Source organism: Streptomyces sp. NPDC048461 (assembly GCF_055587105.1).
In genome coordinates, this window is the sequence record NZ_JBVJGW010000031.1 from 57661 (window position 1) to 72608 (window position 14948).

The 14948-nt window shown below is 69.4% G+C and carries 9 protein-coding genes; 6 read left to right on the plus strand and 3 right to left on the minus strand.

Translation table 11 applies throughout. The features are described from left to right. The first annotated feature begins 115 nt into the window (after positions 1-115). Together ACZ6S8_RS34375 and mobF are read left to right on the plus strand one after the other, a co-directional pair. A complete protein-coding gene (locus tag ACZ6S8_RS34375; protein ID WP_469461660.1) occupies positions 116-1459 on the plus strand; it encodes a hypothetical protein in 1344 nt (447 codons plus the stop codon). Positions 1460-1596: 137 nt separating this feature from the next. Continuing rightward, the gene (mobF, locus tag ACZ6S8_RS34380) at positions 1597-3576 is read left to right on the plus strand and encodes a MobF family relaxase (protein ID WP_469461663.1); all 1980 of its coding nucleotides are present in this window, start codon (positions 1597-1599) and stop codon (positions 3574-3576) included. A 498-nt stretch (positions 3577-4074) separates the two neighbouring features. Here the strand turns inward: mobF and ACZ6S8_RS34385 are convergent, their stop codons facing one another. After that, a complete protein-coding gene (locus ACZ6S8_RS34385) occupies positions 4075-4455 on the minus strand; it encodes a hypothetical protein (RefSeq protein ID WP_469461665.1) in 381 nt (126 codons plus the stop codon). Between the two features lie 425 nt (positions 4456-4880). Here ACZ6S8_RS34385 and ACZ6S8_RS34390 point away from each other — a divergent pair, with 425 nt between their 5' ends. The 4 genes from ACZ6S8_RS34390 (at position 4881) to ACZ6S8_RS34405 (ending at position 11335) form a co-directional block, all read left to right on the plus strand. Continuing rightward, positions 4881-6512 (plus strand): replication-relaxation family protein, encoded by a 1632-nt coding sequence (locus tag ACZ6S8_RS34390; protein WP_469461667.1) that lies wholly within the window; start codon positions 4881-4883, stop codon positions 6510-6512. Between the two features lie 158 nt (positions 6513-6670). Next, entirely contained in the window at positions 6671-7357 is a 687-nt protein-coding gene (locus tag ACZ6S8_RS34395) for a hypothetical protein (protein ID WP_469461669.1), read from the plus strand. Next, positions 7354-9303 (plus strand): hypothetical protein, encoded by a 1950-nt coding sequence (locus ACZ6S8_RS34400; protein ID WP_469461671.1) that lies wholly within the window; start codon positions 7354-7356, stop codon positions 9301-9303. Before ACZ6S8_RS34395 ends, ACZ6S8_RS34400 begins: the two co-directional genes overlap by 4 nt. 61 nt (positions 9304-9364) lie before the next feature. Beyond that, positions 9365-11335, plus strand: coding sequence for a hypothetical protein (locus tag ACZ6S8_RS34405; RefSeq protein WP_469461673.1), 1971 nt, complete (start codon positions 9365-9367; stop codon positions 11333-11335). A gap of 36 nt (positions 11336-11371) precedes the next feature. On the opposite strand, the gene ACZ6S8_RS34410 is transcribed toward ACZ6S8_RS34405, so the two are convergent. Then, positions 11372-13699 carry a helicase associated domain-containing protein gene (locus ACZ6S8_RS34410; RefSeq protein WP_469461674.1) on the minus strand — a complete coding sequence of 776 codons (2328 nt, stop codon included), beginning with the start codon at positions 13697-13699 and terminating at the stop codon, positions 11372-11374. A 247-nt stretch (positions 13700-13946) separates the two neighbouring features. Continuing rightward, entirely contained in the window at positions 13947-14915 is a 969-nt protein-coding gene (locus ACZ6S8_RS34415) for a TniB family NTP-binding protein (RefSeq protein ID WP_469461695.1), read from the minus strand. Positions 14916-14948: the final 33 nt, after the last annotated feature.

Genomic DNA, 14948 nt, shown 5'->3' on the forward strand with positions numbered 1-14948 from the left:
CCGGTTTGTTGACAGCGGCCTATTCACCCGAAGGAGCCTTGAGGCCCCATGCGGCGCTGGGGGCGGCGGCGAAAACCGGAAGCCGAATGTCATTGCGGGGCGTCATCCTGAGCACATGAATGAGGTGAGCGAACCGGGCAGAGCACGCGATGAGTCGGACCTGACAGCGGCGGACCCACGGCCCGTCCAGAGTGTCGCGGTGAATTTGCTGCTGGGGGACATCCTCCGCAACTTTGACCCCCTCGCGCAGGTCCGCGCCCAGATCGCCGAGCTGAGCACATCCCTGGTGCCGCAGCAAAATCTGGGGCGCCTGTTCGCTAATGCTGTCGGCACCGTCCGCATCCTTCCGCAGTTGGAGCGCAGCCTGGGCGCCGTCGGGGGCCTGGCCAGCGACCAGGCGGCCATCCGCCGGCTGGTCGACTCGGGCAGCATGCCCGGGACGGTCGCCGGCTTCCAGGGGAGTATCGCCGCGCTCGTGAAGCCTGCACCGCTCCCGTTCGAGCTGCCCAAGAGCGTCCTGGACAGGATCACCCGAAGCCAGGCAGAGCGGAACCGCGCCTTCGCTGACATAGCGGCCAAGGCCCTCGGTCCCTCGCTGGCACGTCCGATGCTCTCCGACCACCTCCGGGCCAGCCTCGTCCAGTTCCAGCCGGTGCCGCTCGCCCTAACGGGTCTTTTCGACTCGGCCCCGTGGCGGAGCGTGCTGGCGCAGATCGGAGAGCGGAACCGCCTCCTACTAACCTCAGGACTCCTCGACACCTTCAGCAAGTTCGCCGCCGGCGTCACGGACCTGCTGCCGGAGAACCTGCAGGCACTGCGTACCGCTGAGTGGGCGAAGCTCTTTGCCATCTGCGAGGAGGACGGTGTCTGCCTGATCTGGGCACCGCGCACGGAACACATCGAAGGTTTGCTCGCACTGCCCGGTCGAACCGAGCGCCAGCAGTACCTCGTGGAACACCGTTTGGACGTTGTGGACGACGTGCTGGGGAGCCTCGACGCGGTCGATCACCCCGAGCTGCTCGACCTCGTGGAGCTAGCCCGGGACGCCGCTGACTCCGTGCGGGGCGGGTACTACCGACCGGCTCAAGCCCTGCTTGGGAACATCCTCGACACCGCGATGGCCAGACACGGCCACACGTGGCTGCGGGCTGCCTTCCCCTGGGCCCGATTCACAAGTCGCAGGAAGAACCCCGGCAGCAACACGGTGCTCACGGAAGCCCATGCCGCGCTGCCAGCATGGGGCGAACTGCAGATGCTGATGGTCGTCCCCGCCCTGATGGTGAGCGGCATGATGAAGGCGTTCGCCAAGACGGATCGAGAACAGACGTTCAACCGGCACCTCGCCGCACATGAGGCTTCGACCGCCGCGTACCGGGTCGAGTTCGCCCTGTCCTCGCTCCTGATCGTGCAGGCCCTTCTACGTCAGATCGACCAGCACCTGTACGCCGCCGGAGAGTGATGACATTTGCTTCAGGCCCGGGGCCGCTTCCCGTCTGGCGGGCGCCGGTGAAGATAGTTCGGCCGCTGATCCCGCCTGGGGGGACGTTCCGCTGATCGGTCTTTTCTTGTAGGTCAGAGCCGTGTGGCGTGGTTTCCATGACAGTGGATATCAGGGTTGTCCGGGCCGGTCAGATGTACCGCTACTACCTCCGCCAGACCGTCGTCGGCGACGGCCGCCGCCCTGCGCGCACGCCGCTGCGCGAGGCCCAGGAGCAGGCCGGCGTCCCGGCCGGTCGCTGGATGGGCCGTGGCCTGGCCGTGCTCGGACTCGCGCCGGGTGAGGAAGTCACCGAGGTGCAGCTGCGGAACCTCTTCGGCGAGCGGGGCCGACACCCGTACGCGGACCGGATCGAAGCAGACCTGCTCGCCAAGGGCGACCCGCCGAAGAAGGCGTTCAAGGCCGGCGCCCTCGGACGCCGGGTGATGGTCACCGGTGTCGACTTCGTCTTCCGGCCGCAGCCGACGATCTACCTCCTGTGGGCGCTGGGGGATGAGGAGACCCGGCAGGTGATCGAGGCCGCGCACGAGCGGGCGATCGCACGGGTGCTGGAGTGGATCGAGGACGAGGTCGCGGTGATCCGGTACGGCAAGGACGGCATCTACCGGGTGCGCCCGCCCGGCGGTCTGGTCGCCGCGCGCTTCCGCCACTACGAGGCGCGCTCCGGGATGCCCTTGCTCCATGACCATCTGCTGCTGTCCGTGAAGGGGCAGCGCCTGGACGGAAAGTGGGGGTCGATCCACACTCTGGCCCTGCACGAGAACACCGTCGCCGCCTCCGCGCTCTACAACGAGCTCGTGGCCGCCGAGGTCTGCGAGGCACTGGGGCTGGCTACCGAGCCGCGCACCGTCACCCCGGGGCGCCGGCCCGTGATGGAGATCGCCGGGGTGCCGCACGAGCTGATCCGCTGGACTGCCCGGCGCAGCGACCAGATCGCCGCCTGCATGGAGGACCTGGAGCACGAGTACGTCACCGCCGTCAAAGACGACGGCACCCTGAAGTTCCTGCCCGTGGTCTCCGAGCGGGCCCGCGCCAAGCTGAACCAGATCGCCACCCGCAAGACCCGCCCGCCCAAGCAGCAGACCCGGCCGCTCGCGCAGCTGCGCGTCTGGTGGAAGGCGAGCGCGATCCTGACCTCCGGGGTGGCCGTCGACGTCATCAACTCCCTCCTCGAGTACGCCCGCGCCGCGGCTGCCGCGATACGGGCCCGGGTCGCCGCCGTGGTCGACATAGCGTTGGCGGCCGTCGACGTCGCCGCGACGGTGTTCGTGATGAACGACGGCGGTCGCTTCCACCGCCGGCACCTGCTCGCCGAAGCCCGCCGCCACCTCGCCCTGGTCCTGCGCGGCCGCCGCCGCGAGCGGGGCCTGGACGAGACGATCGTGGCCGCCGCCGTCTCCACCCACTGCCTGGACATCAGCGAGCCGAAGACCACGATCGGCCTGCTGTCGGACTACCGCCTCTACACCGCACGCTGGGCCCTCTCCGACCTCCCCGCCCGGCCCCGCCCACCCACCCCCGCACCCGACCCGGACCGGCAACCCCCGGCCGATCCCGGCGAGCCGGCTGTGTCCCGGCCTCCGGGCCCGGACGCGGGGGAGTGGGAGATCCCGCGCATCCCGCTGCAGTACGAGCGCGCTGTCCTCGCCGGTGCGGTTGTCCGGGAGAACCTGCGCACCGCCGCCACTGCCACCGCCGTGCGGGGCCGGGCGTACGACGTCGTCGCGCACCAGCAGGCGGCGATGCCCGAGCAGCTGCTCGCGGCCGCGGCCGCCGATCCCGAGGACAAGGACGAGGACCAGGAGCCGGAGGCCGGACCCCGAGAGGCGATAGACCTGACGGCGCTGCGGGCCCTCCGGGAGTCCCGCACGGACGTGGAGGCCCTCGATCTCACTGCCGAGCGGCTGCGCCACCTTCAGGACGCGTTCACTAAGGCGGCCGGCGACTCCCGCACCCGCGCGATCCACTACGCCGAACAGGACGACCCCGATGCAGTGGTTCCGGTGCGCCGGGACGATCAGCAGGCGGACCGCCCGCAGGAGCCCGGACCGCACCGGGGCCGGGAGGCTGGCCACTGAGTGGACCCGATGCCACGCACCCGGTGAGGTGGTGCGCACCGACGATGTCGTGCACTCTCCGCATGGATGCTCGGCATCGTCCCGGAGTGCACGACACCGCGATGACGATGCACGACATCGCCGGGACGATGCCGAGCATCCACCCCGGTGCACCTGCCGCGTTTCCCCTTGACACAGGCCCGTGTCAAGGGGAAACGCGCCGCCCTGGGCACTCCGGAACACCGCACCGGGCCCACCCGATGCGCGCCACTCACACCCGCCGGCCATCCGCGGCGCGCATCGTGCACCGGGTGGATGTCCATCGGGTGGATGCCATCGGGTGGGCGCCACCGAGTGGGCGCCACCGAGTGGATGCCGTCGGATCGAGTGGATGCCACCGAGTGGATGCCCACCCGATGCTGCACCGGGTGGGCATCCACTCGGTGCAGCCGGTGCGCGGCTACCGGTGCCCTCCGACCGTGTGCACCGCGCGGGCCAGCTCCAGGCGCCCATCGCGTATCACCTCCAGGGCGCGGACGACGTCCTTCGGCTCGGTGATGAAGACCTGGGCGACGAAGTGCACGATGCAGTGCGCGATGGCCGGCGCCGCGCTGGCGGGGCAGGCGTGGGCCCACTCCGGATCGCCATGAGGAAGATGACGCCGAGCTCGTCCAGGACGAAGGAGTCGGCGTTGATGTCGTCGATCTCGTGGGGCAGCGCGGTCACCGGGAAGACGAGCTCCTCTGCGATGGCCACCAGCAGGCCGGTGTGGGGGAAGACCTCGACGGCGAGCCGGTGCACGGCGGCATCGTCGCCCGCGTCGACTGCCAGCACGTAGTCGAAGGCGAGCTGTACCTGTGCCGGGGTCAGCGCGCGGTTGATCGGCATGTTCTCGTGCATCGAAGGCTCCTGTCGTACGGTCACCGTGTGGGGCCACGGCGACGTCTCCAACAGGGTTCAGCTGCGGGCCTGTGGACAGCGGCCGGAGATTTCTCCCCCGCTCCACGGGATGGGGATGGGTCAGGACGCCCGGGGCTTGCCCGGCCTCACCGGCGCTGGGCAAGCCCACGCAAGTTCCTGTGGGCCCCCCTTGGGAGGCCCCTTTGTAACCCCCTTTGGTGCCCGACACCCCGAGCCTGGGAAAATCCCCTGGTCAGGCCCAGAATCGGCGCGAAACCCGCACCGTCACGACCCTCTTCTCTACTCCTGATGTCAGTAGTGGAGGAGATCATCGGGTTCCGGGGGGTTGGACGCCCTTTCAGGCCGGGCGCGGCCAGCAGCGTCGGTCGGCCAGCGACCGGTCGCGAGCCAACGAGGGAGCAGAGTTGATAGCGGGGAAGCGGAAGACCAACCCGGCGGGGTCGACGAACAGTTCCCGCGGCGATGTGCTGCGCGTGCTCGGGGCGCTGAAGGTGGCCACGGCTGATCAGATCCAGCGGATCGGCGCTCCGCACCTGACGTTCCGGCACGCCGACAAGGAGACTCCGTCGAAGCAGAAGCAGGCCCGCACCGCCTCGCACACCGGCGCGCTCTCCGACATGCGCAAGCACGGCCTGTCGGAGAACGGCGGCTCCACCGAGACGGGCGACTCCCTGCGGAACCTGACCACCAAGGGCCTGGAAGCCGCCTCCTACGAGCTGCAGCGCCCGGTGACGGAGATGGGCTCCACCGCACGCGGCGCGGGCTCCAGCGGGGCCTCCCACCCGATGGCCGTCAACGAGACCGTCATCGCGATGCTGCGCCCGAAGCCGAACATGGCCAAGCTCGCCGACGACCCGCCGCACGTCCAGGCCGCCGCCCAGGCCGCCGTCGACACGCCGTCCGGGATCGGCACGATCGCCTCGTACTTCACCGAGGTCCCGCTGCCCGCCACCGGCACCTGGAACGCACCCGGCAAGGGCGGCGCCCAGGCCGACCTCGTGCTCACCGCACCGCAGGACCAGGTGCCGCTGCTGTTCATCGAGGTCGACAACTGCCACGAGACCGCCGAGGAACTCGCCGCCAAGCTGGAGAAGTACGCCCGGTTCTTCCGCCGGAAGATGAAGGACACCGACGGCAAGGAGCGCCCGATGTGGCGCACCCGCTGGACCGCCCCCGAGGGCCGGTACGGCGACGCGCCGCACCCGCCCGTGCTGCTGGTGTTCAACCACCTCGGCGAACGCAACCCGCAGCGGACGATCCCGCGCCTGCAAGAGCTCACCCGCCACCTGTGGGAGGGAGAGCGGCAGCGCGGTGGCCACCACCTCTACGACCGGCGGATCCCGATCGTCGCGGTCGGACTGCGCAATCTCCGCGAGCACGGACCGGCTGGCGCCGTGTTCGCCCGCTTCGGCCGCGATCACCCGCAGTCGCTCCTGGAGGCGATCGGCAACCCGCGCCGCGATGCCGCCGACGCCCGCGAGCAAGACGAGGCCAGGGTCCGTCAGGCGGAGTACAAGGCGCAGGTGCAGCGCGCGGCGCAGGAGAAGGCGGCGGCGAAGGCAGCCGAGCGTGAGGCGCGCCGCCCCGTCTGCACCGGCTGCGGGACGAAGTTCACCGACGAACGCTGGGAGGCAACGCAGGCGACGGACTGGGACACCCCGAATGACTCCCACCCCGCCCTGTGCGACGCCTGCAAGCAGCGAGCCGTGGCCGCCGGTGGAGGCCACGTTGGCACGCAGGAGCGCCGCGAGCCAGCGCCTGGCGGGGCGGAGCGGCACGACTTCCAGCGTGCTGCGCGCCGTCCTGTCTGCACCGATTGCGGAGCCACCTTCACCGACGAACGGTGGAAGGCGACCGAGCGCGTCGGCTGGGGCGTTACTCCAGAGCCCCGCCCGACTCTGTGCGGGGACTGCGACCGGCGGGTCGTCACCGACGTACAGGAACCCTGGTCCGACGAGCCCCCACATCAAGAGCAAGAGCAGGAACAGGCCGTGCCCGCGCAGAAGACCGGCCGCTGGTTCTCGCGCCGCACCTGACCCTGGGCAAGCCTCCCGCTGGCCCCGTGGGCAAGCCCAAGGCAACCCTGGGCAAGCGCGCGCCGCAGTCGTGGTGTTCGACTGGTTACACAGAGCTGTCGTTGTGTGCTACTTGTGGGATCTTGCATCCAGCTGGGGGCTGGGGAGGGGAAGATCGGGTGGCGGATACCGGGGTGCGTCGGGCGTCGCGCGCGCAGGATGCGGTGCGGCTGCTGTTCCTGCTGGATCGCTGCGGTGCACCGTGCGGCAGCGACCAGGTAAATGACGAGCCGCACGGAGCGGTCGCGGTGCTCCGGGGGCAGAAGCGGCTGCAGGCGTTGGATTTCTGGCTGCGGAATCCCGACTACCTGGCCGATGAGCTACTCAACCAGGTCGAGGCAGGGAAAGTCGACGACACCGCGTGGGCGCTGGAGCGAGCCGACGCCCTACTGCAGGGTGACGAGCCGGAGATCTCTCGCTATCCGATGGTGCGCTGGCGGTTCGGCGCGTGGGAGGCACTGGACGATGCCTTGGGCCTTTTGTACGCGCACGGTTTGATCGACATCGTGCCGGTGGGCGAGCCGCCGGCGAAAGTGGACCGGTGGGACTACTACCTGCTGCCGCCGGGCCGGGAGATGGCGGCCGAGCTGCGGACCGCTGCCGCGGATCTGGCCTGGTACGACGCGCGGGCCGTGGTGGTGCTGGCGGTGGCGGGGCAAAGCAGCGGCAGCCAGCTGAAAGCTTTGCAGTACGCGCAGGCCGAGTACGAGCGCACGGTGTGGAAGGCGAGCATCAGCGGTATCACCGACCGGGTGCGTGAGCGGCTCGCGCAGGTCACGAACCACAGGGTGGGAGCGGGCGGATGAGCGACTTCGTCGAGACGGTAGCCCGCCGGGCTGGCGTCGACAGCGAGCAGGCGGGAGAGATCCTGGCGCGGCACGGAGTGCGGGAGAGTGGTGTTCTGCCCCGCCCGCATCAGCTACTGATCAAACGCCTGGCGTTCACCGGGGAGAAGAGCGGCAAGTCCACCGGCACAGTCAACTTCTCCTGGGACCTGGAATCGGGCTTGTGGGGCGTGACGGCGGACAACCTGCGCGGCAAGAGCAGCATCCTGGAGATCATCTGGTGGTGCCTGCGAGGCACCGGCGCTCTCCAAACCGACGTGAGGAAATGGATCCATCACGTCCGCCTGGATGCCCAAGTCGACGGCGAGGCGTTCACGGTGCGCGTCGACAACACTGGCGACCAGCTCACCGGAACCCTGGCCGTCGGCGTCCAGCAACACGTCACGACCTTCGCCGATGAGACGGAATTCGCGTCGATAATGGGTGCCTTCATGATGGACCGGCTGGGGTTGGAGTTCTTGCGCGGCTGGCGCAAGGACACCCCCGCCCGCTCCGGCGCCGACTCCGATAGCCGCGACGGCCAGGTCGTGGTGACGTCCTGGCCGGCCTTCAGCCACGCGCTGCTGTGCCGCAACCGCGAGAGCGACGCGCTGTTGGGAGAAACGGCAGGCGGCGGCACGATGGTGAGCCTGCTGCAGATGTTCGTCGGCCTGCCGTGGACGACGACCCGCCGTGACGCCAAAGCAGCGCTCGACCTCGTGCAGCAGTCTCTGCGAGGCCAGCGCCGGCGTGCCCAGCAGGACCTCACCGCCCGTGGATCGACCTTGCAAGATCTGGAAGAGCAGCTTGCCCAGGCCCGCCAGCGAGCTGCTCAGGTCGCGGCGGCGCCGAGCCTGGAGGACGCCGCCGCAGCGGTTGAGCAGGCTGGCGCCCGCTTGGCCGAACTGATCGCCCAGCACACCGATGCCGTACAGCAGATGCACCAGACCCGCCAGGCCGAGGAAGAGATCCACGAAACCCTCGTCCTGGACCAAGCCCGTCTGCGAGACCTACGGGAGACCGCGGTCGCCCAACGGTTCTTCGGCGCACTGAAACCAACCTGCTGCCCGCGCTGCTCCACCACCCTGGACCAGCTACCCCACGCCGGTCTGGACGAGACGCACTGCCGCATCTGCGGGTCCGCCCCGGCGGAAGCACCTGCCGACCCGTCCGCAGCCGATGAGCTGGCCGCCACTGTCGACATCCTCAAGGAAGCCCATTCCCAGGCCAAAATCGTGGCCCAGCAGGCTTCCAAGACCGCGGCCGCCATCGAGGCGACCCTCGCGCAAGCCCGCGCCGATCTGACAGCAGCCCAAGCAGCCATGCCTCGCGAGTCCGCACTGCGTGCCCACCTAGAAGTCGCCCGTCTCGAAGGAAAACTCGCCGAGCGGCAGGCGGCGGAGCAGCATGCCCGCCGGCCGGACGGGATGTCGGCAGAGGAACAGGTACTGGAGGCGGGCGCGAAGGAAGCCGACAAGCGTGCCAAGGACGCCTCGACCGCACTGTTGGGTGCCGTGAGTGAGGAGATCTGCCGCCTAGGCATTCGGCTCGGCATGAAGGAACTTCAGGCCATCAAGCTGCTGGGCAACGGGAAACTCGAGGTCACTAAGGGCGGCAGCAAGACCACCTTCACGGCCGTCACACCTGGCGAACAGGTGCGCCTGCGCATCGCCACCCTGCTCGCGCTGCTGCGCGTCGGCAAAGAGACCGGCGTGGGCCGTCATCCCGGCCTGCTCTTGCTCGACTCTGCTGGCGCACAGGAGACCATCGACGTCGACGTGGCGGAAGTCCTCAGCCAGCTCAAGGACATCTGCGAGGAGACAGCCGGTCTGCAAGTCATCACGGCCACGGCCAAACGTGACCTGGCCACCGCGGCTATTCCCGCCGACCGCCTGCGCGTCGCGGGACCGGGCGCCCCGGTGTGGTAACCGGCTCGTTAAGCTAACCGACCGTCCATCACCGCCCGTCCATCGAGAAAGGCCACCCTCCGTGACCCCACTCGAGATACTCCTTGCCCAGGACGGCGATCCGCCCACTCTCACCGACCTCGGTGGCGAGGACACCTTCTGGCAGCAGGCCCACACCCTGGCCGCCTCACCACTGTGGTTCCGCGCTGTTGAGACTCTTCTGGTCGAATGGGACTCCCTGCACCATCCCGATCAGGCAGCCACGTTCGTCACGCAGGCCCTAACCACGACCACCAGCCCCGCGGCCGCCGACGACCTCCTCGACCAGCTCGTTGAGCACCCCGGCTACCTCCAACGCGCGAGCTCCCAGCTCAACACTCTCGCTCTCGAACGCACCCGCCGCCACAGCACCCCCCTAGAAGCCGAACTCGCTGGCATCTTCCTCGAAGCCGCCCTGCGCCTCGCTCTTCCGGGAACTACCAAGCGTTACGGACTCTTGGACCGCCTCGTCGACCCAGACGCCACCGCGGCTCCCGGCGCGTACGCCCGCCGCGTCGTCCGTGCCCTGGGCACCGCCTACGAACACTGGCGAGACAGCGACCTCCTTACCGCCCTGCAGCGCTTTTCCTGCAGCACCGTCCAAGGCGACGCCGCCTACGAGCTTGCCATGTGCCATCTCGCCGACGCAGCCAATGCTCCCGACCGCGCCACCCTGCTGCACGCCTTCGACACCGCGCGCGGACTTCTGCAGCAAGCCATCGACGCCGACGAGGACCGTCCTGACGCCACCGCCTTCCTCGCCGCTCTCGACGCCGTTCTCGCATTCGACACCGGCAATACCACAACCCTCGCCGCCGCCACCGACCAGCTGCGCCGCTCTCTCACTGAACACGCCGTGTGGTTGACCGGCACCCGCACTCACTGGCGCGCTGGCCGCTACGACACCGAAGCCGCCTGGTACACCCTCAGCTGCAGCCTCGAACACGCCGATGCCCACCTGGACCAGCCCCTGACCGCCTGGCCTAACCAGACCATCCAGCACGTTCTCACCGCCTACACCGCGCACCGCAGCGTCCGTCTCCAGCCACCCGAAGCCGCGCCGGGCCTTCAAGTCCTGGTTGCCCCGCGCATCGAGAATGCCTTCGCCAGCCGCCAAGGCCTTCTGCTGCATCTACGGGGTCTGGTCGCCGATGCCCCCGATGACTGGGACGCTCACGCCGCCCACCAACTTCTCCAAGCCATCGACGACCGTCTACAAGCCGGCGCCCCCCAGGCGCAACCAGGAGACCCGGGAAAAGCCGCAGCGGCGACCTCCTACCCAGAGCTGGCCGCCGAACTTGGTAGCCAGCTCCTCGCCAGCCTGCCCACGCACATGCTCACCACCCTCCAGGCCAGCTACACAGACTGGGAATCGGCCCTGGTCAGCAAGCTGCCGATTGCACAGCAGCACATCTACAACGACGTCACCGCCGTCCTGCAGGGCTGCGACGACTTCCAGCACCCCACCGTCCGGCAGCACTTCACCCACCTGATCGTCCAGGCCATCCGCTTCCTGCACAGCAGGACCAATCGCGCCCGCGCCCACCACACACCGCGCTTCGCATACCTCTTCGCCCCCGCGCCCGGCGAAAAACTTCCCCTGGAGGAGACAGTCCAGGAAGACCTCCACGACTACCTGGACGGCAACCTGGAGGACGTCGACATCGAAGTCACAGACCGCAGTGGAGGCCGAGCTGACATCGAAGTCCGCTTCCCCGGCTTCACCACCGTCATCGAATGCAAGCGCACAAAGGGGAGAACCACCCGCGAGGGACTAAGGCGCTACCTCGGCCAGACAGTCGCCTACCAGGCTGGCGGCATTACCTTGGGCATGCTGGTCGTCCTCGACCTGACACCCAAACCAAGCTGGATCCCCAACATCCGCGACGACATGTGGGCAGACCACATCCCGTCACCAGTTCCAGAACAACGAGACCGGTGGGCTGTCGTCGTCCGCGTCCCCGGAAACAGAACTTCTCCGTACGACATGACCACGCCAGCCCCAGCTCAGTAAAACTGATGCTGGACCTGGGAGCCCTCTCCAATCCAGCTATGCCCAGCGCATCCCGACTGCGGATAGCTGCTCCACCCGTTCCGGTGTCAGCGCGGCGGCTCTGCTGCGCTGGTTGTTGACCCATGCCCCCAGGCGGAACTGGAGCTCCTGGCCGTCTTCGGAGGGCACGGTCTCGACGTGCTTGCGGGGTACGGTCAGGTGCCCCTCGCGCTCGAAGAACTGCTGGGCGGCGCCGAGGTTGGCGGTCCACTTGTCGGCCTGCGTGGGGCGCGGCTTCGGCTTCTCGTCCTCGGTGGCGGGCTCGATCCCCAAGACCTGCTCGCACATCCACTGCTGCACCCCGGTGAGCTGGTCCCAGCCGAGCCGCACCGACGTCACCCACCGCCCGAGGTCCTCGCCCTGGCGCACGACCTCACCCGCCTCGGTGGGCAGGGCCTCGCCCGTGTCCAGGTGCTGCCGGACGAGATGGAAGGAGCGCTGCCACGTCACCGGCCAGCTCGGGCACCAGGAGGCGTCGATGTCCTCCAACTGCTCGCGCCGCTTGTCCGTCAGCGCTCCCGCCGACGACTCCACCGGCAGCCCCTCGGCACGCCGCTGCTTGATCTCGGCGGCCTTCCGTGCGGCGGCCCGCGCGTTCTTCAGCCAGATGCCCACCGCCGCGCCCTGGAAGGTGGCGTCCAGCGGCGCCAGGAGGTGGCCGTTCTCAGCAGCCCACCCGCGCGCGGCGGCCAGGCCCTCCTCCCAGGCGACGTCGAAGTGGGACCAGATCATGCCGAGCTTCTCCAGCTGGGCGATGCGGTCCTCGTCCATCTCGCCGCGGGCGTAGAACCGGCGGGCGTCGGCGGTCCACTGCCCCAGCGGGAACCCGGCGAGCGAGGCCGGCCACCCGGCGGCTTCCGCCTCCTGGTCGTCGACGGCGGGCACGCGGAACGTGAACGGCACCTTCAGGTCGCCGTGCTCGCGGGCGTAGATCACGGCCGCTTCCACGCCGCGCCGCCAGTGCTCGTGTTCCGGGTTGAGGACGCGCAGGTTGATGAACGCGGCAAGGGCGGCCGGGTCGCGGGGCGTGGAGAACTTCAGCAGGGCCTTGGCGGGGGCACTGACGCCCCCGGAGCCCTCGCCGCTCCCGCCCGTGCTCTTGGCGCTGTCGTCCTTGCTGACGGGCTTGTAGCGGCTCGGGGCCTGCTGCTCCGCCAGGGTCTCCACGACCCTGGCGTCGTGCGCCCGCAGCGCCTCCAGCAGCTTGGCCAGCCCGCCGAACGCCCGGGACGTGAGCATGTTGTCCGCCGTCTCCCCGGGCCCGAGCAGCACCGGCACCACGAGCGAGGCCATCTTCCCCTCGCCCGGCTGCATCCGCAGAGCCCGGCCGACGGCCTGGACCAGATCCGGCATCGAGCCGCGTACGTCAGCCCAGTACACGGAGTCGCAGTTCTTGGTGTCGATGCCTTCGCCCAGGACCTTCACCGAGCACAGGACGCCCTTCTCCACCACGGTGCCGTCCGTGGCGACTCCGGTGGCGAACTCGCCCAGCACCCGGCGGCGGTGGCCCGGCTTGTGGTCGCCGCACAGCCAGTCCGCCCAGACCGTGGCCGGGTACAGCTCCGGGTCGGCGGCGTGCAGCTGGGCTGCGACGTCGGGAAGGCCGGCCGCGAAGGCTTCGGCCTCCTTGACGACGTGGTGGAAGACGAGCGTGCGCCGGAAGTTCTCCTCCGAGGACGCCTTCACCAGGGCGGTCTGCAGCGCGGCGAGCCGGGCCCCGCGGACCTCTGCGGAGCGGCCCTCCGCGCCCAGGAGCTGCGCGGCCTGGAGCGCGGTGTCGGTGACGTCCACGCATACGACCTGGTAGGGGGCACAGATACCCCGGTCGATGGCCTCCGAGAGGGTCAGGGTGAAGCAGCGGCTGCCGAAGGGGCCCTCGGGGTCGTCGTCCATGCTCGCGACCAGCTCGCCCGGTGCGCCGGCCTCGTCCTCGTCACCGAGCTGCCACAGCCGGGGCGTGGCCGTCATGTAGAGGCGGCGCAGCGAGGGGATGCGGGTGTTGTCGTGGACGACCGCCCACGGCTTCCCGATCCGGCCCGAAACGCGGTGGGCCTCGTCCACGACGATCAGGTCCCAGGCCGCGAGACCCCCGGCGTGCGCGCGCTCCAGCGTGCCCAGCCCGAGGCTGGCGTACGTGGCGTAGACGGTGACCTTCTCCAGGCCCCGCGTCCACTCCACCAGCTCGTCCACGTCCGTGGTGTTGGGGAAGGACACCTCCTCACCCCGCAGCGAGGACACCCCGATCATCGGCCCCCGGCGGCCCCCCTCGCGCCACGCGGTCTCGGTCTGGGCGAGCAGGTCCAGCGAGGGCACCAGTACCAGCACACGGCCCGCGTGGAGCTTAACGCTCGGAGAGGGGTTTGTTGGTGTGCCGGGTCGTTGTTGGCCTGGGGTGTTGTGGGTTCGTTGAGAGGCGGGGTTGGTGGTTTGACGGGGGTGGCCGGGGTGTGTGGGTTGGGGTTATGTGTTCTGTGCTGAGCGGGGCTGGGTTTGTTGTAGATAGTTCTAGCGTGTAAAGGCCCGGTTGGTGTTTGTGCTGGTCAGGGCTGTGTTGCCTGTTTGGCGGGTGGGCCTATCGGCCTCGGCGGGGGCGGTGGTGGGTTTCGGCGAGGTGGTCGAGGCGGATGGCTTCGAGTGATCGTTTGGTGATGCGTTCGGTGCCGTCGTGGATGGCGGTGATGGCTGCTTGGCGGATGAGTCTGGTGAGGGATCCGATGCGGCCTGCGGTGCGCTGGTGGAGGTAGGGGGCGTGGCGGGGGAGGGTGCCGGGTGTGTGGTGGGTGAGGTCGAGGGCGTCTTCGAGGTCGGTGATGACGTCGCAGAATGGGTGGCGGGTGCCGTGGCGGGCGGGGAGGGGACCGCAGTCGACGAGGGTGGCGCGTCCGGCGAGTTGGGCTCCTCTGACGCCGGTGAACAGGGGTGTGTCGGTGACGTTGATGCCGGCATAGACGAACGTGGCGGGCAGGCGTTCGCTGAGGTCTTTGATCAGATCGGCGGTTTGGGCGCCGGTGGTGGTGCGGGGGTTGAGCCGGTGGATCTCGTCGATCATCACCAGCTGTACACCGGCTTGGGTGTAGGTGTGGCAGACAGCGTCGGTGATCTGGGTCTGGGTCATGCGGGCGGTTATGGGGATGCCGAGGTAGCGGGCGAACTCGGTGACGAGGGTTTTCGCGGTCGCGCCGGGCGGGACCAGGACATACGCGACGGGTAACACAGTGTGCGCTGATCCGGGCGGTGCGGGGTTCTTGCGGATGTGGGCGAGGTGGCAGGTGCGGCCGACGTTGAGGAGCGCGGTCGTTTTCCCCGCTGCGGCGGGTCCTGTGACGATCAGTGAGGGCCGGGCGGTGGTCTGCTGGTGGCGGCCGAGGATCATCAGGGTGCGGACCTGGGTGGCCAGGGCGTGGATGGCGGGGGTGCGGACTGTGACGAACGCGGAGTGGTAGGCCAGGCGTTCCTCTGCGCTGCGAGGCGGGTCGCCGGGGCGGGGAGGGGCGGGCGGGTCGGTGGTGGCGAAGCGGTGCCAGCCCTGCCAGGTGGTCAGGGGCCAGGACGGCTCGGCCGCGCCGCTGTCGTC